The organism is Micromonospora sp. NPDC049114, assembly GCF_040648635.1.
In the GTDB taxonomy this organism is placed as follows: domain Bacteria; phylum Actinomycetota; class Actinomycetes; order Mycobacteriales; family Micromonosporaceae; genus Micromonospora.
On sequence record NZ_JBEZEA010000002.1, the window covers coordinates 975,226 to 1,001,100 of the forward strand.

Sequence of the window (25,875 nt, forward strand, 5' to 3'; positions counted from 1 at the left end):
GCCACGTTTTCGCACCACAGTGGATGGCAGTCGAGGCCGTGGCCGGAATCGAACCGGCGTACGCGGTTTTGCGGACCGCTCCCTCACCACTCGGGCACACGACCAGGCAGAAGCGCCCGCGGAGGGAATCGAACCCCCGACACCCAGCTCCGGAAGCTGGTGCTCTATCCCCTGAGCTACGCGGGCTTGCGTGGGAGTGGAGAGACTCGAACTCCCTGAGCGCGAACGCACCGGGGTTACAGCCCGGCCCACCTCACCATCGGTGGCGCACTCCCGTGGGGTGACTGGCGGGATTCGAACCCGCGACGACCCGGACCACAACCGGGCGCTCTACCACTGAGCTACAGCCACAACTACGGCCCGAAGGCCAGTACCCGCGGAAGGTGTCGAACCTCCGACCCCCTGGGTGTAAACCAGGCGCTCTCCCGTTGAGCTACGCGGGCTTGGCTCTGGCGACAGGGCTCGAACCTGTAGAGGGCTTGCGCCCGCCGGATTAACAGTCCGGACCGCTACCAATTACGGTTTACGCCAGATCGGCAGCGCGGACGGGACTCGAACCCGCACATGTCCCGGGTGAAAGCCGGGCGACTCTTCCAATTCGTCCACCGCGCCAGGTGGTGTGCGTGCCCCGAGCTGGTGTCGAACCAAGCGACCCCCGGTCTGTCGAACCGGTGCTCTCCCGCTGAGCTATCGGGGCGTGAATAGGCGGCCGGCCGCGGAGGGTACTGCCGCGCTTGCACCTGGCACTCCCTGTGCCAGGGCCGACCCGAACGGACAGGACCGTTGGGAGCGGGAGCCGGATTCGAACCGACGGCTCCCTGACCCCCAGTCAGGTGCGCTACCAAACTGCGCCATATCCCGTGAGTGCCCCCGAGACGATTCGAACGTCTGGCCTCTTGATTCGTAGTCAAGCGCTCTATCCACTGAGCTACGGGGGCATGTCGTGCGTGCGGCGAGGGAAGCCGGCCGGTACGCCGGGTTCTGTCTCATCCCGGCGACCCGGTGAGGGATTCGAACCCCCGGCAGTATGGCCCGCTCCGCGTCAGCAACGCGGCGCCATCGACCAGACTCGGCCAACCCTTCATGCGCGCCAACGACGGGGATCGAACCCGCGGCCCCCCGATCGACAGTCGGGTGCTCTAACCACTGAGCTACGTCGGCATGTGGCCGCTTCCGGCGGCGAATCGCCCACGCTTACGTGACCTTGGTGCGGGGGAACCTCGGGCCGACCGGCGGGCCGGCGGCGTGGAGTCGGACGGAATCGAACCGACGGCCTTCCCGGTGCGAGCGGGACGCTCTACCAACTGAGCTACGACCCCAAGGTGTTGCTGAGTACCCGACCGCGGATTCGAACCGCGAACCTTCCCGCCCTGAACGGGACGCCTCTGCCAGTTGGGCTAGCCGGGCATGTGATTCCTCGTCTCGACCGCGAACGCCGCGTACTTCGAGTCGAGGACGATGTATTGCGCGCCACTCACCGCCTCTACCGGGATGAGGTAGTCGAGGGCCCCCGCTGTCGAGATGAAGAAAAAGTCGGTCTCGCCCTTTGTGTAGCCTGTGACTCGGATGCGACCACGAGCGGTATCCCCCGCGCTGGCGTCGTACACCGTCCGCCGCAGGACCGCCCGGTAGCGTCCATTGCTCTCGGTCGTGCCGGTGGTCTTGACCTGCACCCGTTGCAGTCCGGTGTCGGATTCCGCGATCAGGTCGTATGCGGCCGGCTCTAGCGGGATCGAGACGTTGTAACCCCGATCCATGAACCATCGGGCGGCGATGCTCAACCCCGATCGTCCGCCGTGCTGAGCTGGCTGGCTGAACGGGTGCGCTGGCGCTACGAGCTGACGAGGGTTGCTGCCGTGAGTCAGGTGCGACACGTCCAAGTCGAGGCGGGCCGCGACAGCTTGGACACTCGTACGACCTGCTGTCCGTGACTTGCCGATGGCTGACATGACGTCTGCCCAGCAGGTCGCGCCCTGGACGGCGTTGCGGAGCTGGTCGTCGGTGTAGGTGCGCGGGTTGCCCATAACTAGCAATCCTGCACTAATCGGGTGCGGTGGCTTTGCGATTTTGCCCACCCGGACAGGTGGTGTTGCGTGCCGACACCCGGTGTCGAACCGGGGACCTTCCCGTTATGAGCGGGACGCTCTGACCACCTGAGCTACGTCGGCGAGAGAGCCACCGCCCGGACTCGAACCGGGTGCCTACGTCTTACGAGGACGTCGCTCTGGCCTGATGAGCTACGGCGGCAGGGTGTGGAGCCGGCGACCGGGATCGAACCGGCCCACTCGCGCTTACAAGGCGCGTGCTCTGCCAACTGAGCTACACCGGCTTGGTGCCCCCGACAGGATTCGAACCTGCCCTGTCGGCCGCCTCACGACCGCGCCTCTACCACTGGGCTACGAGGGCCTAGCTGGGAGCAGAGGATTCGAACCTCTACGCACTGGGTCAGAGCCAGCGATGCTGCCGGTTACATCAGCTCCCATCGCGGCCGGCGGGGTGATGGCCCGCCGGCCGGTGTCAGCGCTGCGCCAGCGACCCCCACGCCGGCACGACCGGGCTGGTGCGGAGCACCATGCCTGCCTCGGCCGGGGTCCGATCGCCCTTGCGCTGGTTGCAGGGCGCGCACGCGCTGACGGTGATCCGCCAGGTGTTCTTCAGCATCCGGATCGCGTGGGCGAACCTGACGCGGTGTAGGGGTCCGGCGTCCACCCGGGTCCCTCCCTTCTTCCGATCACGAACGGCCCGTTGAGGCCGGCGTCGGTGATGTCGCACTGTCTCTACCCGAGAGGCATCGAGCGGTTGACCCGATTCGAACGGGCGACCTCGACGTTGGCAACGTCGCGCTCTACCAACTGAGCTACAACCGCGTGGAGCCACCGGCGCGAATCGAACGCGCGACCTTCCCCGTACCAGGGGACGCTCCCCCAATCTGAGCTACGACGGCCAGGGCGCCTCCACCACTTGGACGGGAACGTGCCCGCTGGCGCACTTCGCGCCCACCGTTGCCCCACACCTGGGGCAGCTCGACAGGACGCGACACCTCCACGTTGGAAACGGTGCGTTCAGCCACGTGAGCTGGTACGCGATAGAGACCTTCCACGTAGGCCATGTCGGGCTCGAACCGACGATCTCCTGGCTGAGAACCAGGTGAGCTTTGCCGACAGCTCCAATGGCCCATGAAGCGGGGAGGGGCTGGGAGACCTGGACCGGTCCCCTGCGAACGTGCCCCTCCCCGACTCGAACGGGTCCGGGACCGGGGTGTCGAACCCCGTGTCTCTCGCTCCCAAAGCGAGCGGGTCAGCCGTCTCCCTCGTCCCGGAGGTAATCCCCCCGGCCGGCCCGTTTAGGCGCCGGCCGGGGTCTTGCTCATGCCATCCACTGTGGAGTTGAGAATCTACAACGTCGCTGGCCGCAGCCGGGACGAAAAGCAGGGGCGGCAGGACTCGAACCTGCGACCTTCGGTTTTGGAGACCGGTGCTCTACCAGTTGAGCTACGCCCCTATGACGTTGTTCCCGCAACGGAAAAGCCGCCCTGTCCCGGTCGGGGTGGGCGGCTTCGCAGCTTGCGCTGACGCTATTCGCGCCGCCACCCCGGATCCCAGTTCCGCTCATTTGCGCACAGGTTGTGGGCTCGCCCGATCGAGGACAGCACGACACCGCCGCGCGGCATGAGCCGCGTGCTTTCGGTGTAGGCGTACTGCGCCATCGGGAACTCCTCGGGTGGGTCGGGACTGCCTTGCTCAATCAAGGTAGGTGCTGTGTCGATCGGATGGCAATGGATATTCCGAGCGCACGCGGACCGGCCGCGGCTACTGGTGACCCCGGCCGAGGAAGCACGACAGCAGTCGTCTGAACTCGTGCGGGTGCTCGATCGCCGGCACGTGCCCGCATCGCCCGAACACGTGCAGACGGACGTCCGCCAGGTGTTCGAGCAGGGGCTGGGCTGCTGTTTCGAGCGGGGTGACCCGGTCCTCGGCGCCGTGAACGAGCAGCACGGGCGCGCGGATCGCGGCAAGCGTCTGCGCCGAGAGGGTGAGGTCGTCGACCCATCGTGCCCTGGGTGGAGGGAACAGCGACGCGAAGGCGTCCGCCCCCGCTCGCATCGCAGCGGCACGGGCATCGACTGCCGAATCGGTCACGAGCGCCTGGTCGAGGACGAGGCGACTCAGCATGTCCCGTGCCCCGGTCGGGCCGGCCGGGGCGGCCCAGACGGCGTCGAGATCGGCGGACAGCGGCGCCCCGGGGGCGCCCATCGTCGAGACCGCCACGACACGGGTGACCTGCTGGGGGCGGGCGGCCGCCAACGCCAGCGCCACGGCGCCGCCCATGGAGTGACCCACCACGGCGTAGTGGTCGATGCCGAGAGCATTCATCAGGCCCGCGGCCTGTTCCGTCCACAGCCGGAGCCCGCCCCTGGAGCCCGCCGGGACGGGCGTACGGCCGAACCCCGCCTGATCCGGAGCCACCAGGTGCCAGGACGTGCCGAGCGCCTGCGCCGTCGTTGCCCAGGCGCCGGACCCGGTCGTGCCGGGTCCGGAGCCGTGCAGCATCAGCACCGCGGGACCGGTGCCGCTCTCCAGGACGTGAACGGGGGAACCGTCGACGGTGACGGTCCGAAGTGCCGTCACCGGGGCAGACCAGGTGCGCTCATGCCGAGGCGGAGTTGACGGACTTCGAGAAGAGCTCCATCATCGCCCGGCCGAACTGCGGCATGTCGGGCCAACCCCGGCAGGAGACGAGGTTGCCGTCCACGACGTCGGGAGCGTCGATGACCGTCGCGCCCGCGTTCTCCATGTCACCGGTGATCGGGGGGAAGCACGCCGTCTTCCGGCCCTTCAGCAGCCCGTACACCGCCGGCACCTGCGCGCCGTGGCACACCAGCGCGATGGGGAGGTTGCGTGCGAAGAAGTGCTCGGTGATGCGCCGGACGTCGGCGTCGACCCGGATCCACTCGGGGGCACGTCCACCGGGGATGATGAGGGCGTCGTAGCGCTCGACGTCGACCTCGGCCCAGGGCACGTCGACCGGCAGCTTCCGGCCGTTCTTCTCCACGTAGGCGTCGGAGTTGGGGTCGAACTCGTGGATGACCAGTTGCACGTCACGCATCGTCCGGGACGAGACGTCGACGTCCCAGCCGCCCTCCTGCACGCGGTAGTAGGGATACATGGTGTCGAGTTCCTCGGCGGCGTCGCCGGTCAGGAGCAGCGCTCTGGGCACCTGCTTCTCCTCGCATGTGGGGACGGGCGGGGTGGATCAGATCCAATCCGATCTGATCGAGTTAGCATTCCTCGGCCCAGCCCGCCCGTCAACCCTCCACCGTCATCGGGTCCGCGTCCTTGACCTCGTCGAACAATCGACGGAAACGCTCGCCGGACCGAAGGATGTGCCGACGCATCGCGTAAGCAGCGGCGTCGGGGTCACGCGCGGCGATCGCTGCCACAACGTCCTCGTGCTCGGCCATGGCCAGGTGCGTGACCTGGGTGTCGTGGTGCAGCCGGAAGAGGTGCACGTGGCTGTGCAGGCGAGCGAGCGCTTCCCGGATGACCTGGTTCTCCGCGCTCTGGGCGACGAGATCGTGGAAAGCGGCGTCGCGTAGCCCGAAGGCACCGTAGGCCAGCAGCCCGCTGCCCCCCTGAAGCTCGGCCATCTCCTCCAGCATCCGCCGCAGACCGGCCACCTGCTCCAAGGACGCCCGTTCGGCGGATCTGCGTGCCGCCGCCGGCTCCAGGAGCAGGCGAACCTCGAGCATGTCCTCGAATCGGTGACGGGTGATCTGGGGTGGGATGCGGTAGCCGGCATGGGGCACACGCACGACCAGGCCCTCGGCCTCCATACGGTTCAGGGCGTCGCGGATCGGCGTCTGCGAGACCCCCAGCTCCCGCGCCAGGACGTCGATCGTGACGCGGGAACCAGGCTCGATCCGGAGCGACATCAGCTGTCCGAGCAGCGTGTCGTACACCTCGTCGGCGAGCCGGCCGCGAGATCTTCCCGGCGGCATCGCACCCGGCACGGCCCGCCGGCCCCGCCCGCTCATCGCTTCGTCGTCCATCGTGACCTGAGGTCCTTTCTTGCGCCTTCGGGAACCTGTTGACACCAGTCACGACGCTGCGGCATGCTGACGCCCCCACCCGGATCGTATAGGAAACGCGACGGATGATCTTCATCCTCCATCATCGCGGAACCACCCGCCACGGCGACTTCGATCACCTGGAGGACTGCCCGACGGTCTGCAGACCCAGCACATCGCGGCGTACTCGTGACGCCGCCCCCCGGGTCGACCCCCGCGACAGTCCCGCGACACGCCTGAACAACCCAGCAACTGCTCGGCGAAGCGCATAGCGAGGCTCTGGAAGTTCCCACCCAGAAAGCAGGCGAGAACATGCGGAATCCGAAGCGAATAGGAATCATGTCCGTTCCCGGCCGGAAGGCGCGGCTGGCGGCGGCGGCCCTGCTGCTGGTCGCCACGACCGTGACGGCATGCGGCGACGGCAAGGACGACGGCGAGAAGGCGAGCGCCCCCAAGGCGCCGGCGACCATCCCGGAACTCACCAAGGACCCGCTGACTCTCAGCTTCATCTGGTTCGACTGGCCCCCCGCCAAGGCACTGGAAGCCTTCGGCAACGCCGAGTACAAGAAAGAACGGCCGAACACGACCATCAAGGTCAACACCGTGCCGAACGCCAACTGGCACGACGCGATGTTCACCCAGTTCGCCGCGCACAAGACCGACTTCGACATCGCGATCCTGGACTCGCAGCACATCGGCGAGGCCGTGACGAACGGCAACATCCTCGACCTCACCGACTTCGTCAAGCAGAACATCGACGTCGCGGCCTACAACCCGTACCTCCTGGCGGCCTACGGCCAATTCCCCCAGGCGGAGACGGGCAAACGCGACGAGAACGCCAGCCTGTACGGGCTGCCGCTGCTCGGCGACACCTGGACGATGATCTACCGCAAGGACCTGATCGGTGACAAGCCTCCGCAGACCTGGGACCAGATGATCTCAGCCGCCGAGAAGTGCCAGGCGGAGAATCCTGGCGTCAGCGGGCTGGCGTTCCACCAGGCCAACGGCTCCGACGCGGCGGCCGTCACCTACAACACGGTCAACGGCGTCTACGGCGGCAACCTCTGGGACGCCAAGGCCCGCAAGATCAACGGCGTCCTCAACGACGCCGCCGGCCAGGAGGCGATGGACGTCCTGGTCAACAAGATGAAGCCGCTGACCGCCAAGGGCTCCGGCAACTGGTTCATCGACGAGGTGAACGCGGCGGTAGCCCAGGGCAAGGCGTGCATCGCGTTCAACTGGATCGCCGCGAGCGGCGGGCTGCTGGACCCGAAGCAGTCGACGCTCGGCACCACGCGGGAGCAGATTCTCGACAAGCTGGGCTTCGCCACCCTGCCGAGCCAGAAGACGAACCTGGTCCCCCTCGGCGGCATGGGGATGCACGTGTCGGCCTACTCCTCCGCGGCCAACCAGGCCGAGGCCCTGAACTTCATGAAGTGGTTCGAGCAGGCTGATGTTCAGAAGAAGTGGGCCGCGGCTGGTGGCGTGCCCTCGCGTACGGACGCCCTGCAGTCGCCCGAGTTCCTCAACGCCGGGCCCTTCAACCAGGTGTACACGGACTCGGTGCCGCGGATGCGGGACATGTGGAACGTGCCCGAGTACGCGCGCCTCGTCGACATCGAGAACACCAACGTGAACGCGGCCCTCAACGGCGCGAAGAAGCCGAAGGATGCGCTCGACGACATCGCCAAGGAGCAGCAGGGTGTGCTCGACTCCAGCGGCCGCAAGGGCGGCGGCGGGCTGTGAGTGACCCCGTCCCTCTGACGACCGACAACCCCGGGCAGGTGGCGTCCGTGCCGCCACCTGCGCCGGGTCGGTCCCGCCGGCTGACCGACCGCGGGCTCGCCGTGGGCTTCATCTCCCCCGCGCTGTTGCTGTTGCTCGCCATGTCGGTGTTCCCGTTGCTGTGGGCGTTGTACCTGTCCTTCACCGACTACTCGGCCACCCGCGGTGGGCCCGCCAATTTCATCGGGTTCGGGAACTACACCGCCATCCTGACGTCGGCGCAGGTCCATCAGAGGGCCCTGACGACGTTGATCTACGTGATCGGCGCGGTCGGCCTGCAGACCGTGCTCGGTTTCGGCATCGCCTACCTGATCTCGCGGCGTACGCACGGGCGAGGGGTGCTGACCACTCTGTTCCTGGTGCCGATGATGCTGTCGCCGGTCGTGGTCGGGCTGTTCTGGCGATTCATGCTCGACGCGCAGTTCGGCGTGATCAACAGCATGCTCGGCTCGCTCGGCCTGGGGCAGGTGGAGTGGCTCACCCGGCAGCGGACGGCACTGATCTCCCTGGTCGTGGTCGACACCTGGCAGTGGACGCCGTTCATCATGCTCATCGCGCTCGCGGGCCTGACGGCGGTTCCCAAGTACCTGTACGAGGCCGCCTCGATCGACCGGGCGTCCGAGTGGTTCCGGTTCCGCACCATCACTCTTCCCCTGGTGTGGCCGCTGCTCCTCATTGCCGTGATGTTCCGGGCCATCGAGGCCTTCCGGCTGTTCGACCTCGTCTACATCCTCACCAACGGAGGCCCGGGCGTCTCCACCGAGACGTTGTCGTTCCACGTCTACAAGGTGGCGTTCCTGGGCTTCAACACCGGAACCGCGTCGGCGTACGGGATTCTCATGGTCCTCGTCGTCATCGTCCTCACGCAGTTGTACCTGCGCTACCTGAACAAGCTCAAGGAGGACTGATGGCCGTCTCCGTCGACGAGGCCGTGTCCACAGGTCCTGCCCGGGATCACTCGCCCCCCGCGCGCCGCCTCGGCGGCCGGGGCCGCTCCGGGCTGGAGGTCGCGCTGCTGATCGTGCTGGCCGTCGTGATGCTCTTTCCGGTGCTGTGGATGATCGAGACGTCCATCAAGGAGAACCGCGACGTCTACGCCATCCCGGCGAAGTTCTTCGACTTCAGAGTCACACTGGAGCACTACAGGGACGTGTTCGTCGCTCCCGATGGCGGTCGCTCGGCCCTGTCCGTCTCGTTCCTCAACTCCGCGGTGGTCGCGGGGGTCTCCACGGTGCTGGCCACCGTGTTGGGGGTGCCGGCGGCCTGGGCCTACTCACGCTTCGCGGTGAGGGCCAAGAAGGACCAACTGTTCTTCATCCTGTCCACCCGCTTCATGCCGCCCGTGGTGGTGGTGATCCCGATCTTCCTCATGTACCGCCAGGTCGGGCTCATCGACAGCAAGCTCGGGCTGATCCTCATCTACGCCGCGTTCAACGTCCCGTTCACGATCTGGATGATGAAGGGGTTCGTCGACGAGGTGCCCGCGGAGTACGAGGATGCCGCAATGCTCGACGGCTACACCCGTCTGCAGGCGTTCTGGAAATTCACCCTCCCCCTGCTCGTGCCCGGCATCGCCGCGACGGCGGTCTTCGCACTCATCTTCTCGTGGAACGAGTTCGTGTTCGCCATCTTCCTCACCTCCAGCGACGACGTGCGGACGGCTCCGCCCGCCATCGCCGGCCTCATCGGTGGCACCACGACGGACTGGGGTCTCGTGGCCGCCGCCTCCGTGGTGTTCGCCCTACCGGTGCTGGTCTTCGCGTACCTGGTGCGCAAGCATCTCATCGCCGGTGTGACGCTCGGGGCGGTGCGACGCTGATGGCGGGCATCGAGGTGAACGCACTGCACAAGCGCTACCCGGACGGGACGGTAGCGGTTGATCACGTGGACCTGTCCATCGGTGATGGCGAGCTGTTCGTGATGCTCGGCCCTTCGGGTTGCGGCAAGACGACGACGCTGCGGGCCATCGCCGGCCTGGAAAGGCAGACGACTGGCGACATCCGCATCGGCGACACGCTCGTCAACGACCTGCCGCCCGCCGAGCGCGACATCGCCATGGTGTTCCAGTTCTACGCGCTCTATCCGCACCTGCGGACCCGCGACAACCTGGCGTTCCCCCTGCGGGCCGAGGGGCTGCCCAAGGCGGAGGTGCGCGAGCGGGTCGAGGAGGCCGCCCGGCTGATGCGGCTCGGACCGCTCCTGGACCGGCGACCGCGCCAGCTGTCCGGTGGGGAGCAGCAGCGCGTCGCGCTCGCTCGCGCCCTGGTGCGACGGCCGCGCGCATTCCTCATGGACGAACCTCTCACCAATCTGGACGCCGAGCTGAGAGCCGACATGCGCACGGAGATCAAGCACCTGCAGGGGGAACTGGGGGCGACGATGGTCTACGTCACCCACGACCAGGTCGAGGCGATGTCGCTCGGTCACCGGATCGCCATCCTCAACAAGGGCCGCGTCGAGCAGATCGGCACGCCGCTGGAGGTGTACGACCGGCCGGCGAGTCTCTTCTGCGCCGCGTTCATCGGCTCCCCGCCGATGAACCTGATCGAGGTGGAGGTGGCCGACGGGAAGCTGCGCGGTCAGGGCGGTCTGGTCCTCACGCCACCGCCCGGTCTGCCGCGCGACGCTCGCCTGGTGGCGGGCGTACGGCCGGAGGCGCTGGAAGTCACCGAGCCAGGGGCGGACGGCACTGTCCCGGCCCGCGTGGTCTCGGCGGAGTGGCTGGGCGACGAAATCATCTACGTGGTCGACCACGGCGGCGAGCGCGACGTACGGGTTCGGATGCCACCGACCGTCCGTTTCGCCGCTGACGCGAAGGTCGGGCTGCGGCACACCGGCGGGACCCCGGCGGTCTACGACGTGCGTACGGAAGAGCTGGTGGCCTGATGGGAACCGTGGCAGCGCGCGGGCTGAGCAAGTCCTTCGGGAAGGTCCAGGCCCTGGACGGGGTGACGCTGGACGTGCCGGACGGCTCGTTCTTCGTCGTGCTCGGGCCCTCCGGGGCAGGCAAGACCACGACCCTGCGAGCGATCGCCGGCCTGGAGAAGCTCGACGCCGGGTCGGTGCACCTGGACGGGAGGGACGCGACGGGTGACACCCCGGCCGCACGCGACCTGGCGATGGTCTTCCAGAGCTACGCCCTCTACCCGCGACACACGGTGTACGAGAACATCGCGTCGCCCCTGCGGGCACGCCGCTGTTCTTCCAGTGAGATCGCCGCCGCGGTCGAGCAGATGTCGAGCCTGCTGCACATCGAACGTCTGCTGCAGCGCCGTCCCGCGCAGTTGTCGGGCGGTGAGATGCAGCGTGTCGCCCTGGCCCGGGCGCTGGTCCGTCGCCCGCGCGCGTTTCTCATGGACGAGCCGCTGACGAACCTCGACCTCAAGCTCCGCGTCGAGATGCGCACCGAGCTCACCCGCATCCACCGGAGCCTCGGAGCGACGTTCGTCTACGTGACCAACGACCAGGTCGAGGCGCTGTCCATGGCCGACCAGGTCGCGGTCCTCAAGGAGGGCAAGGTGCAACAGGTCGGAACGCCGACCGAGGTGTACGAACGTCCCGCCAACCAGTGGGTCGCGGGATTCGTCGGGAGCCCGCCGATCAGTCTGCTCGCCTGCCGCGCCGAGGGAGATCGTCTGGTCGGCGCGGAGGGCTGGACGCTGCCACGGCCCCGCTGGACCACCGCCGAGGACGGTCGTGCGCTGCTGCTGGGCCTGCGAGCGGAGGACCTGTCCGTCGAGCAGCGTGGGAACGCGTCGTTGTCCGGGGAACTCTACGGGCTCGAGCCGCTCGGTGACCGGACGCTTGTCGACGTCCGAGTGGGGACGAAGATCGTCAAGGTCAAGGCCCGGCCCACCGTCACCGGTACGCCGGGCGATCGGCTGCAGGTCACGGTCGACCTGGACCGGGCGCACCTGTTCGACGCGGACACCGGGCTGTCGCTGTCCGAGGCTGGGCGGTAACCGGGACGCCGAGACGGCAGTGGCGATCGGTGGTGCCGGGCGTCGCCCCGCCGACCGGGCCACTGCCGCATTCGACGCGCTCGACGAACCTCGCCCCCGACGAGGGCGGGTGACCCGTCCGTCTGCGCGCACAGCGCGATCGCTGCGGCACGTCGGACATCACCAAGAAGATCACAGGAGGCGACGCGATGAGTGACCCGATGAACGTCCTGGCCCCCGAGCACCGGCGGCTCCGGATCGGCGACGCCTGGCGCGACGCCGCAAGCGGAGCCACCTTCGCCGTCGAGGACCCGGCCACCGGCAAGACCATCGCCGAGGTGGCGGACGCCGACGTCGGTGACGGGCTCGCCGCTCTGGACGCGGCGAGCACGGCAATGGCGCGATGGGCGGCGACCCCGCCCCGGAAACGGTCAGAGCTGTTGACCGCGGCGTACCGGGCGCTGACCGAGCGAACCGAGGAGGTCGCCCGGTTGATCACCCTCGAGATGGGCAAGCCGCTCGCCGAGGCTCGGGCGGAGGTGGCCTACGGTGCCGAGTTCTTCCGTTGGTTCGCCGAGGAGGCGGTGCGCGTCGAGGGGCGCTACAGCGTCGCTCCCGCAGGTGGGTACCGCATCCTCACCGTGCCGAAGCCGGTCGGACCGTGCGTCTTCGTGACGCCCTGGAACTTTCCGTTGGCCATGGGTGCCCGCAAGATCGCTCCTGCGCTGGCCGCAGGCTGCACGACGATCACCAAGCCAGCCGCCCAGACGCCACTGACCATGCTGCTCCTGGCCCGCATCATGGAGGAGGTCGGCGTCCCCCCGGGCGTCGTCAACGTTCTGACCACCAAGCGTTCCGGCGAGGTGGTCTCGGCACTGCTGGCCGACAGTCGGACCCGCAAGCTCTCGTTCACCGGGTCGACCGAGGTCGGGCGCGTGCTGCTCCGGCAGGCCGCGGACAACGTGCTGCGTACGTCAATGGAACTGGGCGGCAACGCGGCCTTGATCGTGTGTGCGGACGCTGACCTGGACGTCGCGCTCGACGGAGCCATGGTGGCCAAGATGCGCAACATCGGCGAGTCCTGCATCGCGGCCAACCGGATCTACGTCGAGGAGCCGGTGCGCGAGGAGTTCACGGCGCGCTTCGCCGAGCGGATGGGCGCGCTGTCGGTGGGCCATGGTCTCGACGACGGCGTGGACGTCGGAGCGTTGATCGACGAGGCCTCGGTCGCCACGATCGACGAGCTGGTCGCCGACGCTGTCGAACGTGGCGCGCGGGTATTGGTGGGCGGCGAGCGTCCGGACGGGCCGGGCCACTTCTACCCGCCAACGGTCCTCGTCGACGTGCCCGACGACGCGCGGATGCTGCGGGCGGAGATCTTCGGTCCGGTGGCGCCGATCATCTCGTTCACGTCCGACGACGAGGTGCTGGCGAAGGCCAACGACACCGAACACGGCCTGGTCGGATACGTCTTCACCCGGGACCTCCGGCGGGCGCTCCGGTTCACCGAAGGGCTGGACACGGGGATGATCGGCATCAACCGCGGCCTCATATCGGACCCGTCGGCCCCGTTCGGAGGCGTCAAGCAGTCCGGGATCGGCAAGGAGGGGTCGCACGAGGGCATCCTCGAATACCTCGATCTCACCTACGCGGCGATCGACCTGCCGTGACCGCCCTGCTGCTCCGGCCGCCCGGCGCGCGCGCCCGCGCCATCCGGGCGGCCAACCCTGCCGACGCCGTCGGGGTCGCGCGGGTGACCCGGTCGCTCGCCCAGCACATCGCCGCCGACGTTCGAGAGAGGCACTGACATGCTTGAGACCGTCCGCGGACCACGCCAGCTGATCGTCGGCGAAGGGGTCGCGCAGAACATCCCACGAGTGGTGTCCGAGAGTGGCTCGCGGGTCCTCATCGTGACCGACCAGGTTCTGCTGGGGCAGCCGGGCGTGGCCGAGATCGTGGCCGCCGTGCGGGACACGGTCGAGGTCGTCGCGGTGTTCTCCGACGCGACTCCGGACGTGCCGCTCACCGATGTCGCCCTGGCCGTCTCGGCCGCCGCCGAGGTGGACGCCAACGTCATCCTCGCCATCGGTGGTGGCACGGTGATCGACCTCGCCAAGATCGTCGGCGTCATCCGGCGCCACGGTGGGACGCCGCGCGACTTCTACGGCGAGTCGAAGGTGCCGGGGCCGACGATTCCTCTCGTCGCTGTCCCGACGACGTCAGGCACCGGTTCCGAGCTCACACCCGTCTCGGTGTTGACCGACCCGGACCGCGCGCTGAAGGTGGGGGTCTCCAGCGTCCACATCGTGCCCGACTTCGCCATCGTCGACCCCGAACTCACCTACACCTGCCCGGCGACCGTCACCGCCCACTCCGGAATCGACGCGTTCTGTCACGCGGTGGAGAGCTACACCGCGCGACCCCGGCCCCACGGACCGCGCGACCCGGTGGAGCAGGTCTTCCTCGGCCGCAACCCGATCACCGACCACTACGCGCTCCGGGCCGCGGAGCGGATCGCCCGTAGCCTGCGTCGCGCGGTCACCGACGGCGGCGACACGGACGCGCGCGCGGACATGTCCTACGGGTCCATGCTCGCCGGGCTCGCCTTCTCCCACGCGGGCAACGCGGCCCCGCACGCCCTCCAGTACCCCATCGGCGCCGCCACGCACACGCCACACGGCCTGGGTGTCGGGCTGCTCCTGCCCTACGCACTGGACGCGGCCAGGGATGCGATCGCCGACCGGTTGGCCATCCTCGCCGGGGTGTGCGGGCTCGACGTGACCGACGCCTCGGATGCCGAGGCCGCGCAAACGTTCCTCACCTGGCTCGACGGACTCCTTGCCGACATCGGCATTCCTGCCACCCTGGCGGACATCGGCGTGGCACGCGCCGACCTCCCGCGTTTCGCGGAGATGGCCAGTGGCGTCACCCGCCTGATCCAGAACCATCCGGGCCCGACCGACACCGCCAGCCTGACCGCGATCCTCGAAGCGGCCTGGACCGGGGACCGGACCTGACACATCCGTGGGCGTGCTGCTGGCCGGCACACCGCTCGCAGCCGCCGTGGCGGTGTCCCCGACTCTCGAATTCCACCGTTCGGCTCGACGCGTCCTGCCGATGATCTGATTTCGCTCCTCCAGGACGGTGCGATCTCCCGTCGACAAGAAATACTCCTGCGGACCCACGCCGATGGAGGTAGCCAGCCGCGCCTCTCGGCGCGCGACACAGGCGTGGCGGGTTCCGCCCGCCGCGCCGGTGGTCACCTCGGCCCGCGAGCAAGGAGAAACCCACCTCACCATGCCTAGAAGACTGCTCTGCGTGCTGATGTCCGCCGGCCTCGCGGTCGGTACGGCGCTCGGCGTCACGCAGCCCGCGCATGCCGCAGACCCGACCGCCGATGGTGGCGGCCGAGCGAACGCTGGCATCACCCCGGGCGCGCGCAGCGCCGCGACGTCCACGAGTGCCGCCATCCCGGCGGGCTACACGGTCAGGGGCATCGACGTCTCCAGCCACGACCACAACCTGGGCCCGATCAGCTGGCCCGCGGTAGCGGCAAGCGGCGTCAAGTTCGCCTACGTCAAGGCGACGGAAGGCAGGACGTACCTCAATCCGTACTTCGCCGAAGACTATGCCGCGGCCAAGGACGCCGGTCTGCTCGTCGGGGCCTACCATTTCGCCCGTCCGGACAAGCGCGACCCGATCAACGAGGCCAACTTCTTTGTCGACAGCGCGAAGTTCACCAAGGACGGCCAGACCCTCGTGCCGATGGTCGACATCGAGTGGCCCTACTGGAGCGACGCGCCCACCTGCTACGGGCTGACCCCGACCGAGATGTCGAACTGGATCCGGTCCTTCACCGACCAGGTCAAGGCACGCATCGGCCGGCCCGTGATGATCTACACGAACACCAACTACTGGAACCCGTGCACCGGCAAGAACGCGTCGTTCGGCGCCAACCCGTTGGACATCGCCGGCTACACCACCACTCGTCCACCCCTGCCGGCGGGTTGGACCGCAGAGACCATCTGGCAGTACGCCGCCGGCAACCCGAGCCAGCCCGGGAACTACAGCCAGAACGTCTTCAACGGCACCCACGCGGCCCTCACCGGGCTGACCGGCGCACCGGTGGCCGCGCCTCCGGTCGCCCTCCGCTCACGGACCAACAATCGCTACGTGGTGGCGGAGAGCGCCGGCGGCAAGCCGCTGATCGCCAACCGCACCACAGTCGCACTGTGGGAGCAGTTCGACGTGATCAGTGCCGGCGGCGGTTACGTCGCGCTCCGCTCGCGTGCCAACGGTCGGTACGTGACGGCGGAGAGCGCCGGCGCCAAACCACTGATCGCCAACCGCACCAAGGTCGGCACCTGGGAGAAGTTCACCATCATCAACAACTCGGACGACACGATCAGCCTGCGCGCCGCGACCAACGGCAGGTACGTGGTGGCGGAGAGCGGCGGCACCAAACCCCTCATCGCCAACCGGACGGCGATCGGCGCCTGGGAGAAGTTCGACCGGATCGCTCTCTGAGCACCGCCGCTGCCCGGCATCCTCACCGCGGGGGCGCCGGGCGCGGGCCGGTGCAGCCATTACGATGCGAGCGTGGCTCACGTTGCCCAGGCCCGCAGGCCGTACCCGCTGCTCGTCGCCGCGGCGGTCCTGCTGGCGCTCGGCGCGGCCGCCGCCTGGGGGGTCGGCGACACGCTGGGGCTGAGCCACTCCCCCGCCGCCGTGCCGCGCGAGGACGCTGTCGCCGCGCCGGCGCGGACGCCCGCGCCGGTGCCGCCGTTGGCATCCCTCGTCGTACCCGATGATCTGCGGCTGAAAAAGGCCGCAAGCGCCGTCGCCGACGCGGTCGTCTTTCGCGGCCTGCCCCGGCCGCTGCTCGTCCCGGCCGCGCCGCACCCGGCCAAGCCCGCGACGACCGCACCCGGCACGGCACCGGTCGCCACCCCGGACCTGTCGGCGGTCACCGCGCTGCGGGCGGGCGTGCTGTCCACCCTCGGCGGGACGCCCGAGTCGTACCGGCTCGACGTGCGCGGCGCCGAGCTGACCGTCGAGGGCGGCGACGTCGCGGGCGTGGCAGCCGGGATGTACCGGCTGGCCGACCGGATCCGCTCCGGCGCCGAGGCGCTTGCAGCGGCGGACGCGGGTCGGGTGGTCATCCCCCGGCTCGGCCTGCGGCTGACCGACGCGGGTTCGGTGGGGCGCGAGCCCGACCCGGCCGTCTTCGCCGCCGGCGACGACTATGGCCTGAACACCGACGTGGTCGGGACGGCGGTCCTGCCTCGCGCGCCGTGGGTGGACGCTGCCGCGGTGGCCCGCATCGACGCGCAGTTCCGGCAGTTCGTCGACCACTCGGTGGCGCAGGGATTCAACGGAGTCGTCGTGCCCGGCTTCCTGGAGTACGTCACGTTCGCGAAGGTCGGCGACGGGCACGCGGTCTACCCGCCCGGCGACCCGCACGTCGACCGCGCACGGGCGATGGTCGCCGCGTTCGGCCCCGTCTTCAAGTACGCCGAGGACATGGGCGTGCGGGTCTTCCTGCTGACCGACATGCTCGCGGTGTCGCCGCCGCTGGAGGCGTACCTGACGCGGACCGTCGGCGGCCTCGACACGGCCGACCCTCGGCTGTGGACTGTCTACCAGGCCGGTCTGGCCGAGCTGTTCGAGAGCATGCCGTTCGTCAACGGCCTGATGGTCCGTGTCGGTGAGGGCGGCGAGGTGTACGCCGGGGCCGGCTGGGACTACTCGTCGAAGCTCGCGGTCACCACGGCGGCGTCCGTGCGCGCGATGCTACGGGCACTGCTGGACACGGCTGGCACGGCCGGAAAGGAGATCATCTTTCGCACGTGGACGGTGGGCGTCGGCGCCGTCGGCGACCTGCACACCAACCCGGAGTCGTACGCGCAGGTCCTCGGCGGGCTCGACGACCCGCACCTGATCGTGTCCACCAAGTACACCCTGGGCGACTTCTACAGCCACCTGCCGCTCAACACCACCCTGCTGGGCGGCGGGCACCGCCGCATCGTGGAGTTCCAGGCCCGCCGCGAGTTCGAGGGGTTCGGCTCGCTGCCCAACGATCTCGGCCCGCTGCACGGCGAGGCGCTGCGCGCATTCCTCGCCGCCAACGGAAACGTCGAGGGTGTCTGGAACTGGACCCAGGACGGCGGTCCCCTGCGCGCCGGGCCCATGTCGTTGTACCTGCGCGCGGGGTTCTGGCAGCTCTACGACCTCAACACGTACGCCGTCGGCCGCCTGGCCTGGGACCCGAACGTCGACCCGGCGCAGATCACGGCGGACTGGGCGTACCGCACGTTCTCCGGCGATCCCGGCACCGTCGCCGCGATCGGGCAGGCCATGGCGCTGTCCCGGCAGGCGGTCACCAAGGGCCTCTACATCGGCCCGTACGCCGACCGGTCGGTGCGGGCGCTCGGGCTGGAACCGCCGCCCATGATGTGGATCTTCGAGTGGGACATCCCGACCGGCGACTCCGCCGCACTGGACAGCATCTACGCGGTGACCGGCGGCCGCGTCGACGAGGCGATCGAGGAGGGCCGGCAGGCAGTCGTACTGGCCCGGCGCATGCGGGACCTGGTCGCCGGAACCGAACCGGCGACCTGGCGGGACGCCGAACTGCGCGGGCGTTTCACCGCGACTCTCGACTACCAGGTCGACCTGTTCGAGACGCTGAGCGCGTACCGGGCCATGGTGCTGCGGCACGCGCAGTGGCTGGACACGGGTGCCCCGGCCGCCCGCCACGACTGGCGGCTGGCCACAGCGGCATACCACCACGCGCGCGACGCGCACCGGCAGCGCTACGGCGCCGATGTGGACCTGCCGGCGTACAACTTCACCGCCGCCGACCTCGGGGCCCGGCGTGCCGACCGGGACCCGGCGATGGCCTGGGCGGCCCGGGCGATGCTCGGGTCGATCCTGCTGGTGGTGCTGCTCGGCCTCTACGGGCGTGGGTTCGGCGCCGCCGCCGCGCGCGGGTTGCTGCTCGGCGCGCTCCGGCCGTGGCGGGTCGCCGCGCTGCCGACGCCCACGACGCGGGCGGATCGGGTGTTGGTGTGGCTGGTCCCGGCCCTGGTGCTGGTGGCGAGCCGGCTCGTGTTGACCTGGTTCGCCGCGCCGGCGCACCTGCTGGTCACCCTCGGTGGGTGGGCGCTGTTCACACTCGTCGTACGCCTCGTCGTCGGCCGCCGGGACCCGTACCACCTGTGGGCCGCGCTCGGCGGCGTCGCGCTGCTGCGCAGCGTGTTGCTGCTGGCGGCGCTCGCCGGGCGCGGACCGGGCGGTTACTGGTTCGCCTTCTGGACCGCGCCGAGCGTGCGCGCGGCGTACGTCACCGTCGCGTTCGCGGCGTTCTGCTGGTTGTTCGTGGTCGTCGCCGTCGTCCTGCGGGACCGGTACGGCAGGCGCCGCCGAAGCGCCGTCGGGTTGACCCTCACCGCCGCGGGTGTGCCCCTCGGCGTGCTCTCCGCCCTGGTCGCCGTGGTGGGCCTGGAACGCGCGCTGACGGTGTGGAACGACCAGCTCGCGCTGCTGCCCTGGGGCCTGTCCCGCATCCTCGGCATCACCGTCTACCTCGGCATCCCCGCCCAACTCCCTGAGTACACCGCCGCCGCCGGAATCGGGCTGGCCGCCGCCGGCCTGCTCCTGTCACTCGGCGGTCACCGGCAATCCGCCTGATGGCAGCCGCAGGTCAGGATGCCGTGGCACATCGCATGCCAGAATCCGGCATGACGATCCGCCGCGCCGTGCCCGACATCACCACCGCCGACCCGGCCGCGAGCAGCGGCTTCTACCAGCTTCTGGGTTTCCGGGAGGACATGAACCTGGGCTGGGTGGTCACCCTGGTCTCACCGTCCAACCCCACCGCCCAGGTCACCCTCGTCACCAGAGACACGGCGGCAGCCGTCAACCCGGACCTCAGCGTCGAGGTCGATGACGTCGACGCCGCCTACGAGGCGGTACGTGCGGCGGGCGCAGAGATCGTGCACCCGATCACCGACGAGCCGTGGGGCGTGCGGCGCTTCTTCGTCCGCGACCCCGACGGCAAGGTGGTGAACGTCGTCAGCCACCGCTGACCGGCACAAGGGCCACCGGCTACCGCTCCCGACAAGCCCTCTTGACGATTCTGGCGAGCTGGTGACTCGTGTGGAGCGTCGGCCACGAAACTGCCCCCACCCGTTCGACCGGGGCTGGTAGCGTGCGCCGAACATGAAGATCACGGGGGAACATCGATGAACCGAACTCGATTCGTCCTGGCCGGCTTGGCTGTTACGGCGGCGATCGCGACGTCCGGCTGCGATCCGCAGCCCGAATCCGAGGGCACCGCAACCTCGCCGTCGCCGGCGGCCTCGAGCGCCGCTCCGACCGGCGGTGCGGCCACCACCGCGGCCAGCACCGCAGCCAACGACGCGGCCACGGTGAAGGCCTGCGCCGACATCAAGAAGGACATCAAGGACAACGCGGCTAAGGTCACCAAGGCCGAGAAGATCGGCCCGCCGGCCGGGCACTTCGCGGTCAGCGCCCAGTGGGCCGCCGGCTCGGTAGCGATCCTGGCGCACTCGATGAGCGCCAACGAGGCAGTCACCGCCGCCTCCGAAAAGATTCAGAACGAGATGATGAGCCTGAGCGACGCGTACAACAAGTCCGCCGACGCCAAGCCCAGCAAGAAGGCCCTGGAAGCCGCCATCAAGGAGCTGGACACCGCCTGCTCGGCCGCCTGACCGGTTCGACCACGCTATCGGCGGTGACCCTCGCCCGGACGGTCACCGCCGATTCGCGGGTCCGTGCAGCCTGTGGCACCTGGACCAGTGGCCTCTGAGCAACCCACGGTCAGCCACTCCATCAGCGGCCGATCCGGAGCGATCGCGCCGGACGAATGTCGGCCGGGCCAGCGATATCCGTGCAGCAACTGCAGGGCAGCACCGTTGAACCAGGTCGCCGGCACGGCGCTCGGCGTACTTCTCGTTGAGCGGATCCCCGTGCTCGTCCAGATCGAGGACGTTAGCGAAGACGGCGAAGCGGATCGCCATCTGCCGCTGCTCACCCACTCACCGGATCGGTGTGAGCGCGACCCCAGCTCGCGGTTCGCCCGGCTGGCCGCCGCTCCGGTGGCAAGGTGATGTCCATGGAGAGGAAGCACGTCGAGGACTGGCTCGCCGCCTACGAGCGGCTCTGGCGGACGCCGGGCACGGACGCGCTGGTCACGCTTTTCACTGAGGATGCGAGCTACCGGCAGGGGCCGTACTGGACGCCGGTCGTCGGTCTGTCGGCCATCGCCCGGATGTGGGAGAAGCAGCGCAAGGGTCCCGACGAGGTGTTCCGGATGACCACGGAGATCGTCGCGGTCGAGGGCGACACCGCCGTGTCGCGCCAAGAGGTTCGCTACGGTGACCCGGTCGACCAGGAGTACCGCGACCTGTGGGTCATGCGCTTCGCCGACGACGGCCGGTGCCGGTCATTCGAGGAGTGGCCGTTCTGGCCGGGACAGCAGCCGGCCGACCCGTCCGACGACTCCTGATCCACCGATGCGCAGCGAATGACCGGCGACGCCCCGACCGGCGGGTAGGAGACTGACCAGTCGGTCGCACTACCTACCGTGAGCTGGGGTGTCACCGTCACGACGTCGACGCGTCAGACCCTGGCTGCCGAGCTGCCGCACCACCCGCTGGGCCCCGTCGTACGGGTGGCCGGGTCGTACCGCCCGTTGAGCACCAGCAGCGGCGCGCTCGTCTGCCCCCGCAACTGATGGTGCGCGTTGTTCGCCGTCCAGCCCGGGCAGATCGCGGTGAAGCGGACAGCCAGCGGCGAGGCCCGCAGGTGTGGCGCCGCGGGGGTCCATCGCCTCATCGCGGGGCCAGAACCTCCGCTTCGTCGGCTGGACGGCCACAGCCCGAGCCCGTCGCCTGGTGCGCTCCGTCACGGAGCTGGGCATGGCCGGGCCGTTGAGGGTGCCGCGCGGTGGCTGCTACAGTCAAGATTGTTGCTGCAGCAAATTTATCAGCGGCAACTACTTTGGGAAGGATGCCTCCGATGACCAAGCTCTCCGTCATCTACTACTCGTCCACCGGTACCCTCCACGCCATGGCCAAGCGCCTCGCCGAGGCTGGTGAGAAGGCTGGCGCCGAGGTGCGGCTGCGTCAGGTTCCGGAGCTCGCCCCGGCGGAGGCCATCGCCTCCAACGCCGCCTGGAGCCAGCACTTCGACGCCACCAGGAACGAGCCGAAGGCCACCGCCGACGACGTCGTCTGGGCGGACGCCGTGCTGTTCGGCACGCCCACCCGTTACGGCAACGTCGCCAGCCAGCTCAAGCAGTTCATCGACACCCTCGGCCCGCAGTGGGCGCAGGGGCTGCTCGCCGACAAGGTGTACGCCGGCTTCACCGCGTCCATGACCGCGCACGGCGGCCAGGAGTCGACCCTTCTCGCGCTCTACAACACCGTTCACCACTTCGGCGGCCTGGTTGTCGCCCCGGGCTACACCGACCCGCTGAAGTTCGCCGACGGCAACCCGTACGGCGTCTCGCACGTCACCGGTGGCAGCAACGACGCCCCGCTGGGCGACGCCCAGTTCTCGGCCCTCGACCACATGGCCGAGCGGGTCGTCAAGATCGCCGGGAAGCTCACCGCCTGAGCGCGCTGCCGCCGTACCGGACGCCCGCCTCGACGGGGGTGCTCAGCTGAGCGAGGGCCGGCCTCCCGCGATGGGAGGCCGGCCCTCGGCGTGATCACACCACGACCGCGGCCATGACGGGGTGCGGCCAGCGCTGGTCGTCGCCGGGTCGGGGTAGGCGTTCCACCTCCCGGAAGCCGGGCGTGGTGAGCCGCTCGACGAACGCGTAGAGGGGCCACCGGTAGGCGGTAGCGACCTTGTGGTCGAAGGCGCTGATCCCGTCGGCGCTTCAGTCGGACGCCGCTGCTGCGTCGACTGTGGAGTCGAGGGGGCCTTCCGTCCGACCTTTGCGCGGCGCTACGCCGGGCCTACCTCGCTGTCCGGAATCCCCCACGGAAGACGGCTAGGCTGGACGGACCCGGACGACCGCCCCGACCAGGAGGCACAGATGGAACCGCTGGACCTGGCAAGCGTCGCCGTCGGAGCGCTGACCGCCCTTTCCACAGGCGTGGCCGGTGGGGCAGCGCAGCGGCTGCTCTCCGGGGCGGACCGGGTGGCCCAGGTGATCCGGCACCGGTTCGCTGGTGACCCGGGAACGCTGGAGGTCATCGACGAGGTGACCACCGCGCCGACGCCGGCCGCCGAAGATCGGCTGACGCTGCGGCTGGCCCGGCAGATCACTTCCGACCCGGAATTCGCCGCGGCGCTGCGGGACGCGCTCGCCGGGGCCGACCCGACGATCATCCAGGCGAACGAGAGCGGCGCGGTCGCGGGCCGCGACATGCGCGTCTCCGGCCGGTACGCCGCTGGCCGGGACCTACACGTCGGTGGCCCGGACGGCGGCTAGGCTCGGGTCGCTCAGGAAGGCAGCGAGGCGGCGGGACAGGGCGAGGGCGGTCAGGGACGGGTCCGCCGCGCCGCCGCGGGGGTACGTGGCGCCTGCGACGTGGACACCGCGTACGCCTGCACGGTCGTGATCGGGGCCTGGCGCCCGGCCGAACGCGCTGTTCATCGACGGTCGAGCAGTCGCGTCGCCGTTCTCTCCAGCATTGGGTTTCCCAACCGCCGGGCGTTTTCGATCAGCCGCTGCAGGGTGAACCGGGCCGCCGGGCCGGGCGCCTGGGCCTGGGCCAGGGTGAGCAGCACCATGGATTCGCTGTACGGCTCGTTGAGCTCCCGGAACCGACTGGCTGACCGTTCCAGCCGCGGTAGCGCGCCGGCGACATCGCCGGCCCGCAGAGCGAGCCGGGCACGGTGGTACTCGGCGATGTCCGCCCACCGGAGGTCGCCGATGTCGGTGAAGGTACGCAGCGCCCGGTCGAGCAGCAGGCCGGGCTCCTCCCGCACCTCCAGGTCCATCAGGCTCGCGGCCTGGTGCACGTCAGTGATCGCCTCCCAGAGCGAGAAGCCGAGCGCGGCGAAGATGTCCCGCGCCCGGCCGTAGAGGGGCAGCGCCCGGCCCGGCTCGCCCTGCTGGCGCAGCGCGCTGCCGTAGTGGACCAGGCAGTTACCCTCCCGGTGCCGGTCGCCGACGGCACGGAACAACTCCAGCGCCCGCTCGAAGGCTGCGCCAGCGGCGGGCCAGTCGGCCTGGTTGCGGTGGATGATGCCGAGAGTCCGGTACGCGTACGCCTGCCAGCCCGTCTCCCCGGTCGCCTCGAAGTGGGTGAGTGAGTCGAGGACCACCTCGCGGGCGGCCTGGTTCTCCCCGAGCAACCGGAGCAGCACCGCATAGATCAGTCGGGTCTCGGCCAACGCCCCGGCATCGCCCAGGTCGGCGAAATCGGTGATCGCGGCCTCAAGCTCCGCGCGCGCCTCCGCATACCGGCCGAAGTCCCGAAAGGCGCGACCCAGGTCCCGCCGCGCACCGGCGAGCTGGACCTGGTCTCCGGCCCGGGTGCTGGCCTCCAGCACCAGCCGGTGCACCCGGATGCGGTCCTCGGCGAACGGGGTGACGATCAGCAGAGCGAGCATCGCGTCGGCAAAGCGGCCCACCCGGTCCATCTGGCCGTCCTCGGCGACCCGGCGCAGGCTGGCGAGAATGCCGTCCCGCCCGGACGCGAACCAGGCGACGGGTGCCAGTGTGATCGTCCTGCGCAGCTCGGCGAAGTCGTCGTCCGGCGCCGGAGAGACGGGATCGGCAGCACGGCTGCCAGAGCCCTGCTCCCGCAGCGCCCGGGCGGCAGTCGCCACGAGGTCGAGGTAGCGGTCGTTCGACCGGACCGCCATGGCCGCACGCTCGGCGGCCGCGTCCGTGTCGGCCAACTCGCGGGCGAGGTCGCGGACCAGGTCGTGCAGGCGGTAGAGGGGCTGGCCGGTGCCGTCCATCCGGGTGACGCGAACGAGTTGTGCATGGACCAGGCGCTCGACCAGGCGCTCGCTCTCCGCCATGCTCACCTGCAGCAACGGCGCCAGCATCCAACCGGGAAACTCGTCGCCACCGGCCAGGGCGAGCGCCCGAAACGCCCGCTGCTCGCCAGGGTCGCGCTCGGAGTAGCTGGTCAGCAGCGTCGCGCGCACCTCGAGGTCCCCAATCCGGAGTAGGTCGAGCCGGTTGGCCGCCGCCGCCATCCGTTCGGACAGCCGGCCCATATCCCAGTCGCCCCTGGTCTTCAGTTTCGCACCGGCGACACGCAGCGCCAGTGGCAACCTGCCGCACATCCGCACCAGCAGTGCCGCCTGGTCTGCGTTGGACGCGTCGATCTGCACCCGGGCGAGGCGGCCGAGCAGGGCCACGCTGTCCGGCTCGGGCAGCACCGGCACCTCGACCAGCTCAGCGCCGGGCAGGCCGGTCAGTGGCGGGCGACTGGTCACGATCGCGCCGCAACCAGCGGTGGTGGGCAGCAGTGGGATGGTCAGATCGGCAGAGGTTGCCCCGTCCAGCACGACCAGGACCCGGCGGCCGGCAACCGCGGTCCGGAACTCCGCAACCAGCCGGGACTCGGTGGCACCGTCAGCCGAGCGGCCCAGCAGGTAGAGGAATTCGGCGACGATGTCGGCGGTCTGCCAGGACTGGGTGCCGAGGGCCGCGTACAGGACGCCGTCGGGGAAGCGGTCGCGGAGGCGGTGAGCCGCCCGGACAGCCAGCGCCGACTTGCCGATCCCGCCGGGTCCGAAGAGATTCACCACCACCGGGGCGGCGCATTCCCCGAACATGTTGACAATGGCGCTGAACTCGTCCGTTCGATCGGCGAAGTCGGAGATGTCGAGTGGCACGGCGAATGGCGCTGGGCGTGACTCGGGAACGTTGTTGATCACCATATCGCGTCCGGCCGCGTACTCGCCCCTGATGCGGGTGTCCCGTCCAGCGATCGCGCCGGAGCTTCGGCTGTCCATCTCGGACATCAGGACCGCCCCTTCCGCTTGCAATCTGCGGCGTCTCCGGCCATGGTCGATTCTGCGTTACGGTTGCTTGCTCCAACAACGGCCGGAGGGCTGATGCTGGCACTGCTCGCCGCT

At 69.6% G+C, this 25,875-nt stretch carries 23 protein-coding genes, 23 tRNA genes and 1 pseudogene; 16 read left to right on the plus strand and 31 right to left on the minus strand.

From position 1 onward, the window contains the following. Window positions 1–33 precede the first annotated feature (33 nt). The 29 genes and pseudogenes from AB0B39_RS11800 to AB0B39_RS11940 form a co-directional block, all read right to left on the minus strand. Window positions 34–104, minus strand: a tRNA-Cys gene (locus AB0B39_RS11800). 9 nt (window positions 105–113) lie between these two features. Beyond that, window positions 114–186 (minus strand) — tRNA-Arg (locus AB0B39_RS11805). A 5-nt stretch (window positions 187–191) separates the two neighbouring features. After that, window positions 192–275: transfer RNA gene (locus AB0B39_RS11810), tRNA-Tyr, on the minus strand. Between the two features lies 1 nt (window position 276). Beyond that, window positions 277–351: transfer RNA gene (locus AB0B39_RS11815), tRNA-His, on the minus strand. 20 nt (window positions 352–371) lie between these two features. Further along, window positions 372–443, minus strand: a tRNA-Val gene (locus AB0B39_RS11820). A gap of 1 nt (window position 444) precedes the next feature. Continuing rightward, window positions 445–533: transfer RNA gene (locus tag AB0B39_RS11825), tRNA-Asn, on the minus strand. 4 nt (window positions 534–537) lie between these two features. Beyond that, window positions 538–612 (minus strand) — tRNA-Glu (locus AB0B39_RS11830). Window positions 613–624: 12 nt separating this feature from the next. Then, window positions 625–697, minus strand: a tRNA-Val gene (locus AB0B39_RS11835). An 87-nt stretch (window positions 698–784) separates the two neighbouring features. Further along, window positions 785–863, minus strand: a tRNA-Pro gene (locus tag AB0B39_RS11840). Between the two features lie 2 nt (window positions 864–865). Beyond that, a tRNA-Arg gene (locus AB0B39_RS11845) sits at window positions 866–938 on the minus strand. Between the two features lie 57 nt (window positions 939–995). Next, window positions 996–1,080: transfer RNA gene (locus AB0B39_RS11850), tRNA-Ser, on the minus strand. Between the two features lie 8 nt (window positions 1,081–1,088). Beyond that, window positions 1,089–1,161: transfer RNA gene (locus AB0B39_RS11855), tRNA-Asp, on the minus strand. Between the two features lie 85 nt (window positions 1,162–1,246). Continuing rightward, window positions 1,247–1,319 (minus strand) — tRNA-Ala (locus tag AB0B39_RS11860). Window positions 1,320–1,333: 14 nt separating this feature from the next. Next, window positions 1,334–1,407 (minus strand) — tRNA-Leu (locus AB0B39_RS11865). After that, on the minus strand, window positions 1,398–2,024 hold the full coding sequence (locus AB0B39_RS11870; protein WP_357574272.1) for a group I intron-associated PD-(D/E)XK endonuclease: 627 nt from the start codon (window positions 2,022–2,024) through the stop codon (window positions 1,398–1,400). The genes AB0B39_RS11865 and AB0B39_RS11870 overlap by 10 nt, the downstream gene beginning before the upstream one ends. 70 nt (window positions 2,025–2,094) lie before the next feature. Next, a tRNA-Met gene (locus tag AB0B39_RS11875) sits at window positions 2,095–2,168 on the minus strand. Window positions 2,169–2,173: 5 nt separating this feature from the next. Beyond that, window positions 2,174–2,247: transfer RNA gene (locus AB0B39_RS11880), tRNA-Thr, on the minus strand. A gap of 6 nt (window positions 2,248–2,253) precedes the next feature. Then, window positions 2,254–2,329: transfer RNA gene (locus AB0B39_RS11885), tRNA-Thr, on the minus strand. 1 nt (window position 2,330) lies between these two features. Continuing rightward, a tRNA-Leu gene (locus AB0B39_RS11890) sits at window positions 2,331–2,406 on the minus strand. Window positions 2,407–2,410: 4 nt separating this feature from the next. Further along, a tRNA-Gln gene (locus AB0B39_RS11895) sits at window positions 2,411–2,482 on the minus strand. Window positions 2,483–2,517: 35 nt separating this feature from the next. Beyond that, a pseudogene (locus AB0B39_RS11900) lies at window positions 2,518–2,655 on the minus strand (HNH endonuclease); the annotation flags it as partial. Between the two features lie 139 nt (window positions 2,656–2,794). Then, window positions 2,795–2,867, minus strand: a tRNA-Gly gene (locus AB0B39_RS11905). 1 nt (window position 2,868) lies between these two features. Next, window positions 2,869–2,944, minus strand: a tRNA-OTHER gene (locus AB0B39_RS11910). Window positions 2,945–3,101: 157 nt separating this feature from the next. Beyond that, a tRNA-Glu gene (locus AB0B39_RS11915) sits at window positions 3,102–3,176 on the minus strand. A 252-nt stretch (window positions 3,177–3,428) separates the two neighbouring features. Continuing rightward, window positions 3,429–3,501, minus strand: a tRNA-Trp gene (locus AB0B39_RS11920). A 73-nt stretch (window positions 3,502–3,574) separates the two neighbouring features. Further along, a complete protein-coding gene (locus AB0B39_RS11925) occupies window positions 3,575–3,706 on the minus strand; it encodes a hypothetical protein (RefSeq protein WP_357574273.1) in 132 nt (43 codons plus the stop codon). Between the two features lie 103 nt (window positions 3,707–3,809). Next, on the minus strand, window positions 3,810–4,628 hold the full coding sequence (locus tag AB0B39_RS11930) for an alpha/beta hydrolase (RefSeq protein ID WP_357574274.1): 819 nt from the start codon (window positions 4,626–4,628) through the stop codon (window positions 3,810–3,812). Between the two features lie 19 nt (window positions 4,629–4,647). Then, entirely contained in the window at window positions 4,648–5,217 is a 570-nt protein-coding gene (locus tag AB0B39_RS11935; RefSeq protein WP_222952845.1) for a DJ-1/PfpI family protein, read from the minus strand. Between the two features lie 88 nt (window positions 5,218–5,305). Further along, entirely contained in the window at window positions 5,306–6,049 is a 744-nt protein-coding gene (locus AB0B39_RS11940; RefSeq protein WP_357574275.1) for a GntR family transcriptional regulator, read from the minus strand. 357 nt (window positions 6,050–6,406) lie between these two features. On the opposite strand from AB0B39_RS11940, the gene AB0B39_RS11945 reads away from it, so the two are divergent. The 14 genes from AB0B39_RS11945 to AB0B39_RS12010 all read left to right on the plus strand — a co-directional run bounded on the left by AB0B39_RS11945 (window position 6,407) and on the right by AB0B39_RS12010 (window position 21,325). Further along, window positions 6,407–7,813: an extracellular solute-binding protein gene (locus tag AB0B39_RS11945; RefSeq protein ID WP_357574276.1), complete on the plus strand. Its 1,407-nt coding sequence runs from the start codon at window positions 6,407–6,409 to the stop codon at window positions 7,811–7,813. Between the two features lie 47 nt (window positions 7,814–7,860). After that, on the plus strand, window positions 7,861–8,760 hold the full coding sequence (locus tag AB0B39_RS11950; RefSeq protein WP_234580970.1) for a sugar ABC transporter permease: 900 nt from the start codon (window positions 7,861–7,863) through the stop codon (window positions 8,758–8,760). After that, on the plus strand, window positions 8,760–9,671 hold the full coding sequence (locus AB0B39_RS11955; protein ID WP_357574277.1) for a carbohydrate ABC transporter permease: 912 nt from the start codon (window positions 8,760–8,762) through the stop codon (window positions 9,669–9,671). Before AB0B39_RS11950 ends, AB0B39_RS11955 begins: the two co-directional genes overlap by 1 nt. Beyond that, a complete protein-coding gene (locus AB0B39_RS11960) occupies window positions 9,671–10,738 on the plus strand; it encodes an ABC transporter ATP-binding protein (RefSeq protein ID WP_234580964.1) in 1,068 nt (355 codons plus the stop codon). The genes AB0B39_RS11955 and AB0B39_RS11960 overlap by 1 nt, the downstream gene beginning before the upstream one ends. Next, the gene (locus AB0B39_RS11965) at window positions 10,738–11,814 is read left to right on the plus strand and encodes an ABC transporter ATP-binding protein (protein ID WP_357574278.1); all 1,077 of its coding nucleotides are present in this window, start codon (window positions 10,738–10,740) and stop codon (window positions 11,812–11,814) included. The genes AB0B39_RS11960 and AB0B39_RS11965 overlap by 1 nt, the downstream gene beginning before the upstream one ends. Window positions 11,815–12,002: 188 nt before the next feature. Beyond that, window positions 12,003–13,463 (plus strand): NAD-dependent succinate-semialdehyde dehydrogenase, encoded by a 1,461-nt coding sequence (locus AB0B39_RS11970; protein ID WP_357574279.1) that lies wholly within the window; start codon window positions 12,003–12,005, stop codon window positions 13,461–13,463. Beyond that, a complete protein-coding gene (locus AB0B39_RS11975) occupies window positions 13,460–13,600 on the plus strand; it encodes a hypothetical protein (protein ID WP_357574280.1) in 141 nt (46 codons plus the stop codon). Before AB0B39_RS11970 ends, AB0B39_RS11975 begins: the two co-directional genes overlap by 4 nt. A 1-nt stretch (window position 13,601) precedes the next feature. Then, window positions 13,602–14,810: an iron-containing alcohol dehydrogenase gene (locus AB0B39_RS11980; protein ID WP_357493060.1), complete on the plus strand. Its 1,209-nt coding sequence runs from the start codon at window positions 13,602–13,604 to the stop codon at window positions 14,808–14,810. Between the two features lie 280 nt (window positions 14,811–15,090). Continuing rightward, window positions 15,091–16,320 (plus strand): GH25 family lysozyme, encoded by a 1,230-nt coding sequence (locus tag AB0B39_RS11985; RefSeq protein WP_357574281.1) that lies wholly within the window; start codon window positions 15,091–15,093, stop codon window positions 16,318–16,320. Window positions 16,321–16,392: 72 nt separating this feature from the next. Further along, the gene (locus AB0B39_RS11990; RefSeq protein WP_357574282.1) at window positions 16,393–19,485 is read left to right on the plus strand and encodes a hypothetical protein; all 3,093 of its coding nucleotides are present in this window, start codon (window positions 16,393–16,395) and stop codon (window positions 19,483–19,485) included. Window positions 19,486–19,535: 50 nt separating this feature from the next. Then, entirely contained in the window at window positions 19,536–19,883 is a 348-nt protein-coding gene (locus AB0B39_RS11995) for a VOC family protein (protein ID WP_357493066.1), read from the plus strand. Between the two features lie 156 nt (window positions 19,884–20,039). Beyond that, window positions 20,040–20,528 (plus strand): hypothetical protein, encoded by a 489-nt coding sequence (locus AB0B39_RS12000; RefSeq protein ID WP_357493068.1) that lies wholly within the window; start codon window positions 20,040–20,042, stop codon window positions 20,526–20,528. A gap of 204 nt (window positions 20,529–20,732) precedes the next feature. After that, window positions 20,733–20,927, plus strand: coding sequence for a hypothetical protein (locus tag AB0B39_RS12005; protein WP_357493070.1), 195 nt, complete (start codon window positions 20,733–20,735; stop codon window positions 20,925–20,927). A gap of 5 nt (window positions 20,928–20,932) precedes the next feature. Beyond that, a complete protein-coding gene (locus AB0B39_RS12010; protein ID WP_357493072.1) occupies window positions 20,933–21,325 on the plus strand; it encodes a nuclear transport factor 2 family protein in 393 nt (130 codons plus the stop codon). Window positions 21,326–21,438: 113 nt separating this feature from the next. On the opposite strand, the gene AB0B39_RS12015 is transcribed toward AB0B39_RS12010, so the two are convergent. Next, entirely contained in the window at window positions 21,439–21,654 is a 216-nt protein-coding gene (locus tag AB0B39_RS12015; protein WP_357493074.1) for a hypothetical protein, read from the minus strand. Between the two features lie 183 nt (window positions 21,655–21,837). On the opposite strand from AB0B39_RS12015, the gene wrbA reads away from it, so the two are divergent. Then, complete coding sequence (gene wrbA / locus AB0B39_RS12020) at window positions 21,838–22,437, plus strand: NAD(P)H:quinone oxidoreductase (protein ID WP_357493076.1); 600 nt, start codon at window positions 21,838–21,840, stop codon at window positions 22,435–22,437. A 427-nt stretch (window positions 22,438–22,864) separates the two neighbouring features. Beyond that, window positions 22,865–23,263, plus strand: a complete 399-nt coding sequence (locus AB0B39_RS12025; protein WP_357493078.1) for a hypothetical protein — start codon at window positions 22,865–22,867, stop codon at window positions 23,261–23,263. 161 nt (window positions 23,264–23,424) lie between these two features. On the opposite strand, the gene AB0B39_RS12030 is transcribed toward AB0B39_RS12025, so the two are convergent. Next, the gene (locus tag AB0B39_RS12030) at window positions 23,425–25,761 is read right to left on the minus strand and encodes a tetratricopeptide repeat protein (RefSeq protein ID WP_357574283.1); all 2,337 of its coding nucleotides are present in this window, start codon (window positions 25,759–25,761) and stop codon (window positions 23,425–23,427) included. Window positions 25,762–25,875: the final 114 nt, after the last annotated feature.

Bases quoted from the DNA above. Each gene is read 5' to 3' on its own strand.
- AB0B39_RS11870 (WP_357574272.1), bottom strand. From the start codon at position 2,024: ATGGGCAACCCGCGCACCTACACCGACGACCAGCTCCGCAACGCCGTC.
- AB0B39_RS11925 (WP_357574273.1), bottom strand. From the start codon at position 3,706: ATGGCGCAGTACGCCTACACCGAAAGCACGCGGCTCATGCCGCGCGGC.
- AB0B39_RS11940 (WP_357574275.1), bottom strand. From the start codon at position 6,049: ATGGACGACGAAGCGATGAGCGGGCGGGGCCGGCGGGCCGTGCCGGGT.
- AB0B39_RS11945 (WP_357574276.1), top strand. From the start codon at position 6,407: ATGTCCGTTCCCGGCCGGAAGGCGCGGCTGGCGGCGGCGGCCCTGCTG.
- AB0B39_RS11955 (WP_357574277.1), top strand. From the start codon at position 8,760: ATGGCCGTCTCCGTCGACGAGGCCGTGTCCACAGGTCCTGCCCGGGAT.
- AB0B39_RS11960 (WP_234580964.1), top strand. From the start codon at position 9,671: ATGGCGGGCATCGAGGTGAACGCACTGCACAAGCGCTACCCGGACGGG.
- AB0B39_RS11965 (WP_357574278.1), top strand. From the start codon at position 10,738: ATGGGAACCGTGGCAGCGCGCGGGCTGAGCAAGTCCTTCGGGAAGGTC.
- AB0B39_RS11970 (WP_357574279.1), top strand. From the start codon at position 12,003: ATGAGTGACCCGATGAACGTCCTGGCCCCCGAGCACCGGCGGCTCCGG.
- AB0B39_RS11980 (WP_357493060.1), top strand. From the start codon at position 13,602: ATGCTTGAGACCGTCCGCGGACCACGCCAGCTGATCGTCGGCGAAGGG.
- AB0B39_RS11985 (WP_357574281.1), top strand. From the start codon at position 15,091: ATGCCTAGAAGACTGCTCTGCGTGCTGATGTCCGCCGGCCTCGCGGTC.
- AB0B39_RS11995 (WP_357493066.1), top strand. From the start codon at position 19,536: ATGACGATCCGCCGCGCCGTGCCCGACATCACCACCGCCGACCCGGCC.
- AB0B39_RS12000 (WP_357493068.1), top strand. From the start codon at position 20,040: ATGAACCGAACTCGATTCGTCCTGGCCGGCTTGGCTGTTACGGCGGCG.
- AB0B39_RS12010 (WP_357493072.1), top strand. From the start codon at position 20,933: ATGGAGAGGAAGCACGTCGAGGACTGGCTCGCCGCCTACGAGCGGCTC.
- AB0B39_RS12015 (WP_357493074.1), bottom strand. From the start codon at position 21,654: ATGAGGCGATGGACCCCCGCGGCGCCACACCTGCGGGCCTCGCCGCTG.
- wrbA (WP_357493076.1), top strand. From the start codon at position 21,838: ATGACCAAGCTCTCCGTCATCTACTACTCGTCCACCGGTACCCTCCAC.
- AB0B39_RS12025 (WP_357493078.1), top strand. From the start codon at position 22,865: ATGGAACCGCTGGACCTGGCAAGCGTCGCCGTCGGAGCGCTGACCGCC.
- AB0B39_RS12030 (WP_357574283.1), bottom strand. From the start codon at position 25,761: ATGTCCGAGATGGACAGCCGAAGCTCCGGCGCGATCGCTGGACGGGAC.